A 14101-nucleotide genomic window follows, 5' to 3' on the forward strand; every position below is an offset into this window, starting at 1 on the left:
CAAGTTGGGCCGAACAGATGCAGCACTAAAATCAGCAGGTGATGAATAACACCGTATACTATTAAACATACAATTTCCGTTTATACCCTATATTCGGTATAAACAATACAACTAATCAAAGGCATAAAACCAAACACAAATACATACTATGAGCAAGAAAAAAGACAATTCAAGATGGCTGAATGTAGCTATATCCTGGGGAGCAAGTATCGTTATCATCGGGGTACTTTTCAAAATCCTCCATATTGGTGGCACCACTGCGAATTATATGATCGGGATAGGCTTGGGTGTAGAGGCGTTTCTCTTCTTCCTGATGGGTTTCAATCCCCCACCGGCAGAACCAGACTGGAGTCGTGTCTATCCTGAATTGGATGATAATTTTACGGGAGAACGACCTGTCAGGGGTCAAACTGTGGTCGCTCAGGCAGCCAGCCCATCGGCTACGGCAGCATTGGACAAAATGTTTGCCGATGCCAACATTGAACCGGCCAGTATCGAAACCTTAGGCCGCGGGCTCCGCGATTTCAATGAAAAGGTATCGGCCATCAATAAGCTGTCGGATGTTTCTTTAGCCACCGACGAATTTACACATAAACTACGGATGGCCACTTCGAAGTTTGACCATATGAGCGCAGCTTTTGAAAAAGCATCCGAAAACCTGGTAGCGATGTCCAATACCTCTGGGGACACGTCAAATTATCACGAGCAGGTGCGAAATTTGACCAACAACCTGGGCCAGCTCAATATGATGTACGAACGAGAGTTGCGCGATTCGGCTTCACATCTACAATCCATGAATAAGTTTTATGAGAACTTAAGCTATACCATGCAAAACTTCAATGAATCTTTGGATGACTCCAAAGCATTTAAAGAAGAAGTGGGTAAACTTGCGAAAAACCTAAATGCCTTAAATGCCATCTATGGCAATATGTTGAGCGCGATGAACCAACCCCGTGTATAATTCATTCTTGTATCACTTAAATCAGAAAAAATGGCATTAGGAAGAGAAACGCCAAGGCAGAGGATGATTGGCATCCTTTATCTGGTCTTGCTTGCTTTATTGGCACTCAATGTACCGGATTCGATCTTGGACGCATTCAAAAATATAAACAACAGTCTCGAGACCTCCAAGTCTAACGTAAACACAGCCGTGCAGCAGCTATTTGCAGCTTTTGAGAGTACCAAATTGAAAGAAGAACCCGCACGTGCCAAACCCATCTATGATAAAGCCAAAAAAGCGCAGGCGATCATTGGTGAGCTCAATCAGTATATCAGCTCATTGAAAGAAGAGTTTGTCAAGCAAGGAGGCGGGTACGATGAAGAGAAGGGAGACCTTGCCCAACGTGAAAATGAGGATATTTCCCCTAATCTGATGATCAATCAGAAAAAGGGAGCCATCTTAAAAGACAAAATCAATGCTACGCGCACAAAATTATTGGCCTTATTGACTCCTGAGGAGCAAAAGCTAGTCTCCTTTTCCTTGGAGGCCAAGAATCCGGAGAAATCCGTTAATGGCAAAAAAACCTGGGAAGAAATCAATTTCGGTAGTGGAACACCTTTGACGGCAGCCATGACGATCCTGACGAAGATTCAAGTCGATGCACAAAATGCTGAGTCAGATATGGTGAAGATCATTTTAGGTAAAATGGACCAGGCGGTGGTCAATCTAGATAAATTTGCTGCCGTGGCCGTTGCGCCCACCTCCTATTTGGTGCAGGGGCAACCCTACAAAGCAGAGGTCTTCCTGACCGCTTCAGATTCCAAATCTGCACCAGCGATTTCAGTCAACGGTTCGGCCCTACAAATTGTAGACGGCAAAGGTGTGTATTCCGTCCCAACCAATCGAGAGGGTATTTTCACCTGGACCGGTGTGATCAAAGTCAAACAGACCGACGGTTCGTACAAAGAATACCGGACACCACAACAAACCTATCAGGTGGCCCGTCCTTCGGCCGTGGTTTCACCAGATAAGATGAATGTCCTTTATATTGGCGTGAATAACCCGATCTCTGTTTCTGCGCCAGGCACCCCGACCGATAAGGTCCGGGTAAGCATGAGCGGGGGAAGCATCTCCAGTGCAGGAGGCGGAAAATACAATGTTAAAGTCAGTTCACCGGGAACAGCGCGTATTTCAGTATCGGCAGAGGTTGCCCCAGGCAAAGTACAGACCTTAAGCTCGACCGAGTTCCGTGTCAAACGTATCCCGGATCCGATCGCAAAATTTGCGGGCAAAACAGGGGGAAGCATGGCAACCGTAGCTTTAAAAGCACAACGGGCTTTATTTGCCAAGCTGGATAACTTTGATTTTGATGCGACGTTTAAAGTCACCAAATTCACGATGATCATCGCGAAACCACGGGCGGATGCGATCGTCTTATCCACATCAGGCGGACAACTCAGCTCCAGCATGTCCTCAGCCTTAAACGGCATTACACCGGGCACACGGGTTATCTTTGACAATATTGTCGCCGTGGGTCCCGATGGGACGCCAAGGCAATTGAATGCAGTGGCATTGACGGCGAACTAACAAGGCCCTCATCTACATACTAGCCCCTGCTCTTTATTGAGCAGGGGCTTTTTTTTCGGGATCAATTTGTTTTTTTAAACGCATAATTTTATTGCATATCAAAAGCAATTTATCTATGTTTGATAAAACATTCTGTGCAAAAGTTCCATGGACAATCAACTCAAGGATATTTTTTTTCAATTATTGCGCATTGGCCTCTGGGGACAAGGTTCCTTGTCATTAGTCCAGCCACTGACTGCAGCAGATTGGGACAAAATCCGAGTATATGCGATCAACCATACCGTTGAAGGGCCTATCTATGATAGTTTTGCCCATCTAGCAGATGAGCAACTTCCGCCACAGTCCATCCGATTCAAATGGGCGGTACGCATCGAGCAGATTGAACGGCATAATGCCAAAATGAATCGTGTGATCGCAGAACAATTCACGGCCTTCACAAACCAAGGTATCCGGCCGATCCTCCAAAAGGGACAAGGAGTCGCCTCTTATTATCGCATCCCCGAGCATCGCATCAGTGGGGACATTGACTGGTGTTTTGAAGCTGATGGTTATGCCAAAGCCCGAAACTTTCTAAAAGAAAAACAAGTAAACTTTCAGGATACAGCAGGTTTCAGTCTTGATTATGACTGGAATAATATCCACATTGAACATCACAAAAGGACCTTTGATTTTCGAAGCCCACTAAGGAAAGGCTATCTCAAAAGACTATTGGCGGATTATCAGCACAAACAACAATCCATTTTGATCGATGAGATTCCCATCCAGCTATTGGCACCCGAATTACAATTACTCCAAGTCAATATCCATATCCTGAAGCATCTGATCACATATGGTATCGGCTTACGTCAATTCTGTGATTCCGCCCGGCTTTATTATAGTGTTTCATCGCAGCTAGACGCTCCCGCTCTTGAGGAGATTTATCGAAAAACAGGTATCTTAAACTGGATCCATCTGCTACATAAACTTTTGGTAGATTATCTTGGGCTTCCCAAAAGCAGTCTCCCATTCCCTTATCCCGAAAATACAGCTATGGAATGGATGGTCGATGAGGTCTGGTATTCCGGTAATTTTGGCTTTAAGGATGAGCGTTTTGAAAACGGGAAGAGCTCGGCACATTTTGCCCGCCCGGATTCTCCGAAACGTTTATGGCAAAATTTCAAACGTTATGTAAAATATGCCCCTGAAGAAGCTATTGCTTTTCCATTAATGCATACCTATTCAAAATTTTGGGGGAAGGATAGTGATTAGGCTACGGTTCATAAAGAAAAAGGATATCTTCCCTACAGGAAAATACCCCTTTAAATGTAATGATATTATTTTAAAAATCTAAATAAATACTCTCATCCACCACTTTCTTCACCGGCCAGAGTCGACTAGGGTAATGACCATTTTTGATCAATTGCTGAATACAATGCTGCACCTGTTCTTTATCTTCTTTATAGGTCACACCAAACCATTTTGCGTCCGTAGGCAATACAGAAAAATTAGCCAGCCCGGCCTTTACCATATAATCCGGTAAATCCGGAATAAAAAACTCCGCTTTGGGGTTGGTATGATTTTTCTCCACAAAATCCGGAAATAAAGCCCTGGCCACTTCAAATATTTTCGGTGTAAATCCCCAAAAGTTCATGGAAACCCGTGTTTGCTTAGGCAAAGTCGTTTCAGTTTCCTGTTCGGCATATACAATACCTTCGTCCTTCCGATAGATATTGGTCCGTTCGGTCACACTTTGCAGGTGATCCTTCTCGTTCACTTCACATACACCACGCGAAACATAACCAAAATCAGAAAGTGTGTTTCCGACTTCAAAACCGACCAAAGCCATCTCTTTATCGTTGGCGCTATGCTTCAGGAAATCAGCCATTTTCTGAAAAGCATCGGCTCCATAAAAATCATCGGCATTGATCACACAGAATGGACGGTCTACTTCATGTTCGGCACTCATGACAGCATGGCCTGTACCCCAAGGTTTTTGGCGATCGACGATCCGATCAACGCCAAATTTCCGGAGGTCGAAATCTTGATAAGCATAAGCCACCTCTATCGAAGCTGGTAGTTTGTCCCCAACATTTGATTTCATGACTTCTAAGAATTCTTCCCGGATAACAAAGACCACTTTGCCAAAACCGGCACGAATAGCGTCATAAATGGAATAATCTATTATTTTCTCGCCAAAAGGGCCAAAGCTTTCAACCTGTTTAGCCGACCCATAGCGGCTTGCCATCCCGGCAGCCAAAATAACCAAAATCGGACGATGGGTTTCCGTTGTGTTATTCATCTGTTTAATTGTTTTTAATGGTGATTGAAGTATCCCTGCCGATCCCTTTCTTTAAGACGAGCCGATGATACTGTTTACTGTTTATGATTAAGATCAAGAGTTGACTGTAAGACGTAAACAAAAGCTATACCAGTCTTTTGTTTACTCTATTAACAAATGATGAAGTTAGTGCAAATAAAAAAGATCTTCGTCTATAAAAAAAGGCGAAGATCTCTTCTTAGATATCCCACTATAACTTTTCCTCAGTCTGTGAGTTATTTTCAGTCTGTTCTTCCGTTTGGGACTGATTCATTTCAGTCTCTTCTCCATTAGACTGATTTTCCTCTTGAATTTCAGTCTTGTTCTCTTTGGTTTGCTCTGTTTTAGGTGGATTTCCTTCCTGCATTTCAGATTTGGATTGATGTCCTTCCAGCTCCTCCGCTTTTACTCCCTTCGGATTGCTCCATAATTTTTTCTTATAAGCATCAAGTTTTTCTTCTACTTTACGGCCGTCCAAGAATTGGCCACCATTTTCAGATTCCTTCACATTCTGCAACATACCTGGTGATGATTCACGCACAATTGAGCTCGCAAATTTGTTTTGCACGAAGAAATCATCCATGGTCATCTCATAAAGCCCTTTATCCGGATCCGAAATATCTACCTGCACTAAGCTATAGCGCAACTGCGGAAAATAAAGCCAGAAAGCCGGTGTGGATCCGACAGACTCCGCCAGTTCAGCTGAGGTTGTAATATTCATCAGCGGTGCCACACCAATGATCCGTGTTTCCAATCTTCCCCGTTGTTTATCGAAGAAAATATCCTCTTTGACCCGAAATTTAGTTACCCGTGCCGGGTCAAACTCATTGAGCGCCATCTTGGAATCGATCTGATTACCCTCATCATCAAAGATAGGAACCAGTACGCTATCCGCAAAACGAGCCATTCCTTCCTGCGCGCTCAATCGGCCTTTGAAAGAATCATCATCCGGGCTATAGAGCGAAAGCTTTCCTTTCTCAATAGCTTTCATAATCACCTCGATCAGCGAATTGCCCGGAATAGCCAAAATGTAATTTTTCTCATCTTTCAGATCAATATCACGCCATACCCGTTTATAAAAGCGGATATTTTTCCTATTAACCTCCGGATAGGCAAAAGGTACAGCATCTTCCATGCTATTTGCCTGGTAGAATCCATCTGTGGTCGGTATGGTATCCGGGTTTACCTCACCTTGCGGAACGATATCCGTAGTCGGTATCCCCGTATTCAGTGTATCCGGCTGTTCAGCGATTAGGGTATCCGGCTTGACCACTTCTTGTGCCATTGCCAGCCCAAAGCCTAAAGCCATTACTATCGTTGTTACTATTTTCATGTTCATCACTCTAGCGTTTAATTTTACAAGCAAAGATTAATACTTCCGTGTTTTACTTTGTACCGTTGGCATTTCAAAGGCCGACATCACACAACGGAAACCGATATACGAATGCGGTTCATAATCCACCGAATAATTACGTGTCTCACTATTGAGCTGCTCACCATTATCCTTCCAGGATCCACCACGTACCACTTTACGTTTAAGCGCATCGCCGTCCTTCTCATCCGCATCATACAAGAGTGCGGGGTTCAAGTCATTGACAAAGACCACCGCTGACGGACTATAAGCATCCAGCGTCCACTCAGACACATTTCCGGCCATGTTATACACACCAAAGGCATTCGGCATATAGGATTTCACGGGCAGTGTAAATGTGGCGCCATCACGTGAATAAGTTCCTTCCCCCTGTTTAAAGTTAACCGCCAATTTCTTTTTCCCTTCAGATCCATCAATCGTCATCCGAGAACCAGCAATGGTATCCTGGGGATCCAATTTGCCCGAAGCAGCATATTGCCATTGGGCTTCTGTAGGTAAGCTCAAACTTAATTGGTAGCCATTCAGATACGAATTTTTTAGGACTGTTGCCGCCATTTCACTCGCACGCCAATCGGTAAAGGCACGCGCTTGACGCCATGTCACCCCTACCACCGGGTAATAATCAAACGATGGATGGGTAAAATAATTGGCATCTAAAGAAGCCATTTGTGCGTTTGGAAAGTCCTTCGTCCAAATATCTTCCACAGGCATCACCGCAACTGAATCTGTTACGTAGCTCTTTTTTAGATTACCTTTCGACTGTAAGTAAGAGAAACGATATTTGATAACTTCCGGATTGAGTGCCCGTCTGTTACCCCGCATCTCCAACATAGGCGCCAAGCGCTCCTGGATGCTGGGGTCATTGCTCTTCCACAGTGGAGATACCTTTTTAACTTTTGCCCAATTGATACGTCTCTGTCCAACTTCTTCACCCGCAATATCTAAAAAATACTGATCATCCTGCAAATAATCCGTCACAGCCACCGAATCTGCCACCCAATTGACAAATTCACGGTATTGCTTATTCGTCACCTCTGCTTCATCGATAAAGAAAGCACTCACACTGACGTTTTTCCCCACATTAGCACTATCTAAAGATCCTTTGAACAGAATCGTACCTGAAGGGATATAGACCATTCCCGGAGGCGCAGGCAGTTTACCACCGCGGAAGGCATTTACTTTAGGGGCCTTATATATTGCTGATTTAGACTTACAGGCAGCAAAGCCGACCAAAATGGCCAAAGCAAGGATTCCAAGCAAGCTTTTATTATAATGTCTTTTTCCTCTATTCATTATCATACTATTTAAGAATACGCATTCGATTATTTCCGGTTAAACAGGGCATATTTCACGCCAAGAGAGACAAAACCGTATTGATCATTATTGTTATTAACAACACCATCCAGATTATCATTGAATGTTAAGGTATGTTGATAATTTACGTTGATTGCCCATTGGGGTCCATAGAGCGTACGTCCAAAAGGGATATCTACCCCCACATTTAATGGAAGAACAAAATGGATTTCGCCCAAATCCTCGGCTAGTTCACCGCCTTTATTTATAATGCCATTCGCATAATCGGGATCAATGCTTCTGGCAATTCGGTTTTTTACCAATCCAGCCCCAGCTCCAACATAAACATTAGAGAGAACACGCGACAACATATTTGTTTGTAAGGTATAATTACTGTAGTTCGCGGCATGATTTAGAAATTGTCCTAAGCGAACCTTTCCATTCACATTTCCGGCAAAATAGCGATTTTTAAAATCACTATTATATCCATGACCACTTAATGTTCCCTTTTCACCATGCAATCCAACTGAGATAAAAGGCGTAATTAGGTAATCCGCTTCGCCATAGAAAGCAAAGTTGGCTTCTACATTTGCCAAATCTGTTAAGTTGTAAGATACCCCAGCACCAGCGCCAACACTAACAGGCCGTGAAAATTGTGCAGAAACAGTCCCTATCGTGAGACAAAATATTCCAAGAAATGTAAATAATAGTTGTTGTTTACTCATAGTGTGTTGATTAGTATTTTATATAAACCCAAAACGATCTATATGGAGAATTATTATAAAAATAAAACCCCAAATCGACTCTTCGACTTGGGGTTTTACAATAATGAGGCCAAACTCCATTTTGGCTATGACCTATTTTATATTTAATCGGTCTTTAATATCTTGCCAGACTTTTGGTAAGCCAGTCTTCTTCTTCCCTTTATCACCGTAACCGTAACCGTAACCATAGCCATAGCCATAGCCACGTGCAAAGTCGACATCATTCACAACAGAGGCCAGATTTTTCAACTTGCCATCGACATAAAGTTCCCGAGGTACCTGAAGTAAGCGTTTATCAAGATAATTAACACGGGAAACATATAAGGTCAGGTCAGCATTATGGGCGATCAATAAGGTATCCGTCACTAAACTTACGGGAGCTGTATCCACCAAGATATAATCGTAATGTTCACGAGCGTATTTAATCACATCATCAAAATGACCATTCATTAATAACTCTGCTGGATTTGGCGCAATGTAACCTGAATAGATGACATCAAAATCATAGCTTCCTGGTTTTTTTATAATGATATTATCCACGTCCATTTCCGGATTGATCAAGAACTGTGTAATCCCTACATTGGTATGCTGTAGATGTGATAGGCCCAGATAATCCAATACTTTTGGACTACGAATATCCGCACCAATTAACACGACCTTTTTACCGGACATCGACAATATTTGGGCAAGATTCGTAGTTACAAAAGATTTACCTTCACCCGAGATCGTTGACGTCACAAACACCACTTTAGAAGCTTCTTTCTGCTCTGCACCAAACATAAAATTCATATTGGTCCGCAAGATCCGAAAAGCCTCTGCCAAGGAAGAACGGTCATTAAGATGAACAATTGTATCTTCAGCCGTTGGAATTTCTCCAAGAACAGGTATCTTAACAAGATCTTCAATATCTTTACGGGAATGGATTTTATTATCCAATAAAAATTTCAAATAAAGAGCCCCAAAAGGCAATAAAAATCCCGTAATCAATGCTCCTAAGAGAACTATTGATTTCTTAGGAGACACAGGTTTACCTGTACCATATGCAGCATCTATAATCTTTAAGTTATCTGGTGTTGCCGCTGCTTTTACTTCACTTTCTTCACGCTTCTGTAGCAACAACAAATAAAGAGATTCTACTATTTGTTGTTGTCGAGATATCTTTTTAAATCCTTGTTCCTGATTAGGAATTGCATTGATTCTACTCCGTATTTCATTCGATTTTTGTTGAAGACTATTTAAAGATAGTTGAGTAACTTTTCTATAGTTTTGGAGTGACTGACGAATATTTTTATCACTTTCTGCAATACTTTCATTAAGCGCTATTATGGCCGGGTTTTGTTCAGAAGCCGATCTCAGTAAATCGTCACGTTCCAGTACCAGTTTATTATATGCTTCAATGGCTGAACCAATGGAAGCATCCTGCAGCCCAATATTTGATGGCAATAGCTTACCTACTGGCTGATTTTTGATATGATTATTCATATAATCGACCAATTGCAGTTGCATCCGATATTCCAATACTTTCTTATCGTTATCAGTCGCTGTATTTAGAAACGCACTTGCTTCGGCAGCCATATCCACCATAGAATTTGAGGATTTAAAGTCCGCGGCTTGTTCATCTGCACCAGAAAGATCTTTAGAAATTAACATTAAACGTTTATTGATAAAATCTGATGTAGCCCTTGTCATCCGCATTTTATCCTCCGTTAAATCCTTATTATAGATATCTATTAGGCTATTTAAAATTAATTCTGCTTTCTTACTTAATGCTGATGCCATAGCAAAATCGACGATATAGGATTGTGCTTCTTTTCCTGCCGAGATATTAATTGAAGCTAAATTTGCATCTATAGCCCAATCTTTTGGAATAACATTGACTACGTAATCGGCATCAGAATCTATTGAGTTTTGGCCATTACGCTTAATTATAATATTGTTATTCCCAATTTTCGCCACCTTATCAAACCCAACATCATACTTTTCATTTGAAGCTAAGTCGATCACATGTAGTAAATTCGCCTTTTTAAATCGTATACGCATACTAATTAAAGTGGTATCTTGATTTCCTTGTGGTAGTACTACAAAAGGCATATCCCTTTCGATCATTTCTGATGAGCGCAACTTTCCTTTAATTGAATAGCTAATATTCAGGCGATTTTGATCCACAACCTTACGCATTAATCTCCTTGAAGAAAGCACTTGAATCTGATCTGTCACAAAGGCTGACCGGGTTCCACCAAACCCCATGCTACTACTCAGTTCTGCAATGCCGGCTAATTCACCTGCCGAAGCACTTTTCTCATCTTTCAATAGGATTTTTGCTCTAGTACTATAGGTTCTTTGTGCATAGCGCAGGTAGACTAGGGCAATGCCTATTGTTAAAACTAAAGAAAGAACAAACCATTTCCAATAATAGGCATATTGCTCAAATAGTTGTCTTAAATTAATCTCTTGTTCTTGATGATTATCTTTAACTTTTATCGATTGTTGTTCCATGTATATTCTTAACGTGTTAGCACTGAAATTACTGTAATCAATAAACTGGCAATTGAAATAATAATATTTGAATTAGCTCCCAGTTTTGAGTTGTTGATTTGTGCCTTATTTGGCTCAACATAAACCACATCATTCTGCGCTAGATAATAATATGGCGAATTTAATGTATTCTGTTGTGTCAGATCCAAACGATGAATAGTTTTCTTCCCATCAATCTCACGGATAACCATTATATTTTCTCGTTTACCACGAATGGTCAAATCACCTGCCATTCCGAGAGCTTCTAATACTGTTGCTCTTTCAGTAGGCAATATGAAAGATCCGGGTTTAGACACTTCACCTAAAACGGAAATACGGAAATTATTAAAATTCATATTTACACCAGGATCCTTAATATATTGGCTCAATTCAGTTCTTATCTTCTCTATGGCCTGCAGACGTGTTAACCCAAGAACATAAACCTTTCCTAACATTGGTAAAGTTATATTACCTTCACCATCTACAGTATATGTTGGGCGAAGAGCCATATCCACAGATTGTGTCATATTGGATGTTGTCATCGAGCTTACCGGATTAAATGGAGCAGTTACTTTAGGATCTGCAGCTGTCACAACAATAGTTAGAATATCATTAACTTGGATCTTTGGGATGTACTGTTCATACAAAGTATTAATCTGAGTAGAATCATTTTGTAAATAGACCATGTCCTTACGTGAACCACAAGAACTGAAGAGCATCAACACTAATATATATAAAAACCCTAGTGCTAAGCCATACTTTGAAAATAATCGCATGTTTTATTTAAATTATAAAAATTGATTTCAGTAATTAAATCACAAAAATATATTATTTTATTCAAAAAGCCCGTAAGATACGATAACTTAATCCAGGGCTTAATGAATGCTCTCTGTGCTTAGCAAGTTTTGTGCCTAAAAATTTCAATAGCCTATATTTATAACACATATCAATACTAAATATCATAATTTTCTATGTTCAAAATAATCAGATTCCCATGTATAGTCATCCATTGGAGTGTGTGTGACGGGATAATCAGCGTATACCAATAACTCACTATTAGCATCTAATGCTCGAAAAGCAGTTCCATAGCCGGGAGGCACATGAAATATTTGCATATCAGCGGCACGCAGTATCACATTTTTAATATACAGTGATGGATCTGGGCTGTCCCAATTATCAATCTTCACTAAATCCACATTAAAACTACCCGACAAAACATAAAACCAACGCTGCTCTATACGATGCGCTCTCCAACCCCTGACAAGTTTCGTATCTGCATTTCTAATGATATAAAATCGCTTGACCAAACTCATATCAAATTCATTAACAAAACGAATCTGCCCACGCTCGTCCTTAGCTATGCCACCTTGTATAATACTTAATTCATTCATAACCTTTATATTTTAACATATTTTTTAATTATATAAGTTTTTAATATCAGATAAACAACACTCAATACGCTTATCAAAGCAACTGAGAAAATCAATTGTATCTGTAAAGTTTGATCTGAGAACAGAAATACTACATAGCCTATTCCAAACTGAATGGCTCCATAAAGAAAAGAGATCAATAACTTATTTACCCCTGCTTCATTTCCCAAATACTGGTACAAATGCGAGCGGTGCGCTTCAAAAATATTTTCTTTCCTTGCTATACGTCTAATAATTGTCCAGACAGCATCTACACCATAAACGGCCAAAAATAAAATATAGATCAGATTACTTGTTTTTAGGATCAGCAAACCTAAGGCAAAAAGAAGGATATAAGCTATAGCAACTGATCCCACATCACCCGCAAAACACTTGGCATTCTTTCGAAAATTAAAAAAACCAAATACTAACACGCCTAAAAGTGAAAATATCAGCAAATCTTGTGATACAAAATTCAATTGACGATTGACTATCATCAATAAAGAACCAACAGCAAGGCTATAACAAGCAGTAATGCCATTAATCCCATCCATAAAATTGTAAGCATTAATAACGCCAACAACTACAATAAAACCTATTAATAGATAATACCAAGGCATATCAAACAAGTCAAGCTGATAAGCCATTAACAAAACTGAAGAGAAATGAATAAATAGTCTAATCTTATTTGAAAGAGTAAAGATATCATCCAAAAAAGAAATTATCGTCATTAAGGTTAAGCCAATAAAAAACCATGGATATTGGAAACCTGAATATATAAAATAAATTAGTACCCCAAAGTAAAAAATAACACCACCGCCTCTCAAAGTGACTGTCGTATGTGAAGAACGTTCATTGGGTTTATCAATAATGTTTAGGCGATCTGCAATACGAAAATAAAGCAGTTCTAAAACAAATAAAATAATGAATATAATAATGTGTATCATTTGTCGATCTGTTATCTGCATATAAAAACTTATTTCCTAAAAGATTTAATCGTTTTTGCCAATCCTTCCTTAGCAGTCATTGGCAATTTATCTATCTTTAACGCTTTTTTTATTTTCTTATTTGACACCACATATGATTCTGTTAATTTTTTTAAACGCTCCGAATTTAAAGGTAGAGGCAAAATATCACCAATTCTCACAACTCTTCTGATCATATTCTCAGGGATGTACCACAATTTTGGTCTTTTATCTAAAGTTTCAGCAATTATTGAAACCAATTCATTTGTAGACAAAGCATTATCATCTGCAAAGTTGTAGACACCTGAAGGTAATTCCTTATTTACCAACATCTCCTTGATCAGAAAGGATAAATTATCAATACTCAAAAAAGATCTTTGATTATGAAAGGAGGCTAAAGGCCATGGGATCCCTTTTTCGATAACTTTATACAATAGGTTTAGGTTCCCTTTATTTCCAGGTCCATGGATCATACAAGGACGGATAATAAATAAACGTTTTCCTTCCGATAAGGACTGACTTAGTAAATACTGTTCAGCTTCTAATTTGGATTTACCATATGGAGTAAATGGAGAACCCTCAGCCTCTTCATCTAAGATATTATCTACAGTATCAGCAACAGCTTTAACAGAAGAAAAGTAAAAAAAATCACGTGCATCTGATTTTATAAACTTATTGAATAGCGCAATAGTTAGGTCTCGATTAACTTTAAAATATTCCTCTGAATCTGAAGTATTGCTTGTATCGTGGGCTTTTCCTGCTAAGTGGATGATGGCAATCGAATTCTGATCGATATAATTTTGCCAGTTTTCATTACGCAATGATAATGTTTTTACTTCATATTGCTTTTCTTGTAGATATTTTTGTAAATTTTTTCCTACAAAACCGGAAGCGCCAGTGATGGTAATATTCATCTTTATTATTTATGGTTGTTGTTTCTCAATAAATATATATATATATA

Annotated in this window: 12 protein-coding genes; 3 read left to right on the forward strand and 9 right to left on the reverse strand. The window is 39.9% G+C overall.

The window, feature by feature from the left end:
• Positions 1-148 precede the first annotated feature (148 nt).
• The 3 genes from porL to HX021_RS16645 all read left to right on the forward strand — a co-directional run bounded on the left by porL (position 149) and on the right by HX021_RS16645 (position 3775).
• The gene (porL, locus tag HX021_RS16635; protein WP_286591624.1) at positions 149-961 is read left to right on the forward strand and encodes a type IX secretion system motor protein PorL/GldL; all 813 of its coding nucleotides are present in this window, start codon (positions 149-151) and stop codon (positions 959-961) included.
• Between the two features lie 30 nt (positions 962-991).
• Entirely contained in the window at positions 992-2527 is a 1536-nt protein-coding gene (porM, locus tag HX021_RS16640) for a type IX secretion system motor protein PorM/GldM (RefSeq protein ID WP_286591625.1), read from the forward strand.
• 147 nt (positions 2528-2674) lie between these two features.
• The gene (locus HX021_RS16645) at positions 2675-3775 is read left to right on the forward strand and encodes a nucleotidyltransferase domain-containing protein (RefSeq protein WP_286591627.1); all 1101 of its coding nucleotides are present in this window, start codon (positions 2675-2677) and stop codon (positions 3773-3775) included.
• Positions 3776-3845: 70 nt separating this feature from the next.
• Here HX021_RS16645 and HX021_RS16650 read toward each other — a convergent pair whose 3' ends face one another.
• The 9 genes from HX021_RS16650 to HX021_RS16690 form a co-directional block, all read right to left on the reverse strand.
• Entirely contained in the window at positions 3846-4805 is a 960-nt protein-coding gene (locus HX021_RS16650) for a nucleotidyltransferase family protein (protein ID WP_286591628.1), read from the reverse strand.
• Positions 4806-5034: 229 nt separating this feature from the next.
• A complete protein-coding gene (gene porN / locus HX021_RS16655) occupies positions 5035-6162 on the reverse strand; it encodes a type IX secretion system ring subunit PorN/GldN (RefSeq protein ID WP_286591629.1) in 1128 nt (375 codons plus the stop codon).
• Between the two features lie 30 nt (positions 6163-6192).
• Positions 6193-7488 carry a T9SS ring complex lipoprotein PorK/GldK gene (gene porK, locus HX021_RS16660; RefSeq protein WP_286591630.1) on the reverse strand — a complete coding sequence of 432 codons (1296 nt, stop codon included), beginning with the start codon at positions 7486-7488 and terminating at the stop codon, positions 6193-6195.
• A 29-nt stretch (positions 7489-7517) separates the two neighbouring features.
• Positions 7518-8213, reverse strand: a complete 696-nt coding sequence (locus HX021_RS16665) for an outer membrane beta-barrel protein (RefSeq protein WP_286591631.1) — start codon at positions 8211-8213, stop codon at positions 7518-7520.
• A 132-nt stretch (positions 8214-8345) separates the two neighbouring features.
• Positions 8346-10748, reverse strand: coding sequence for a GumC family protein (locus tag HX021_RS16670; RefSeq protein WP_286591632.1), 2403 nt, complete (start codon positions 10746-10748; stop codon positions 8346-8348).
• Positions 10749-10756: 8 nt separating this feature from the next.
• Positions 10757-11542, reverse strand: a complete 786-nt coding sequence (locus tag HX021_RS16675; RefSeq protein ID WP_286591633.1) for a polysaccharide biosynthesis/export family protein — start codon at positions 11540-11542, stop codon at positions 10757-10759.
• Between the two features lie 183 nt (positions 11543-11725).
• The gene (locus HX021_RS16680; protein WP_286591634.1) at positions 11726-12157 is read right to left on the reverse strand and encodes a WxcM-like domain-containing protein; all 432 of its coding nucleotides are present in this window, start codon (positions 12155-12157) and stop codon (positions 11726-11728) included.
• Positions 12158-12162: 5 nt separating this feature from the next.
• Entirely contained in the window at positions 12163-13143 is a 981-nt protein-coding gene (locus HX021_RS16685) for an MraY family glycosyltransferase (RefSeq protein ID WP_286591636.1), read from the reverse strand.
• A gap of 8 nt (positions 13144-13151) precedes the next feature.
• The gene (locus HX021_RS16690) at positions 13152-14054 is read right to left on the reverse strand and encodes an NAD-dependent epimerase/dehydratase family protein (RefSeq protein WP_286591637.1); all 903 of its coding nucleotides are present in this window, start codon (positions 14052-14054) and stop codon (positions 13152-13154) included.
• Between the last annotated feature and the right edge of the window lie 47 nt (positions 14055-14101).

This window comes from Sphingobacterium sp. N143, assembly GCF_030325625.1.
GTDB lineage: Bacteria > Bacteroidota > Bacteroidia > Sphingobacteriales > Sphingobacteriaceae > Sphingobacterium.

Coding starts and splice junctions, on each gene's coding strand:
- porN (WP_286591629.1), bottom strand. CDS start 6,162: ATGAACATGAAAATAGTAACAACGATAGTAATGGCTTTAGGCTTTGGG.
- HX021_RS16675 (WP_286591633.1), bottom strand. CDS start 11,542: ATGCGATTATTTTCAAAGTATGGCTTAGCACTAGGGTTTTTATATATA.
- HX021_RS16650 (WP_286591628.1), bottom strand. CDS start 4,805: ATGAATAACACAACGGAAACCCATCGTCCGATTTTGGTTATTTTGGCT.
- HX021_RS16680 (WP_286591634.1), bottom strand. CDS start 12,157: ATGAATGAATTAAGTATTATACAAGGTGGCATAGCTAAGGACGAGCGT.
- HX021_RS16645 (WP_286591627.1), top strand. CDS start 2,675: ATGGACAATCAACTCAAGGATATTTTTTTTCAATTATTGCGCATTGGC.
- HX021_RS16670 (WP_286591632.1), bottom strand. CDS start 10,748: ATGGAACAACAATCGATAAAAGTTAAAGATAATCATCAAGAACAAGAG.
- porM (WP_286591625.1), top strand. CDS start 992: ATGGCATTAGGAAGAGAAACGCCAAGGCAGAGGATGATTGGCATCCTT.
- porL (WP_286591624.1), top strand. CDS start 149: ATGAGCAAGAAAAAAGACAATTCAAGATGGCTGAATGTAGCTATATCC.
- HX021_RS16665 (WP_286591631.1), bottom strand. CDS start 8,213: ATGAGTAAACAACAACTATTATTTACATTTCTTGGAATATTTTGTCTC.
- HX021_RS16685 (WP_286591636.1), bottom strand. CDS start 13,143: ATGCAGATAACAGATCGACAAATGATACACATTATTATATTCATTATT.
- porK (WP_286591630.1), bottom strand. CDS start 7,488: ATGAATAGAGGAAAAAGACATTATAATAAAAGCTTGCTTGGAATCCTT.
- HX021_RS16690 (WP_286591637.1), bottom strand. CDS start 14,054: ATGAATATTACCATCACTGGCGCTTCCGGTTTTGTAGGAAAAAATTTA.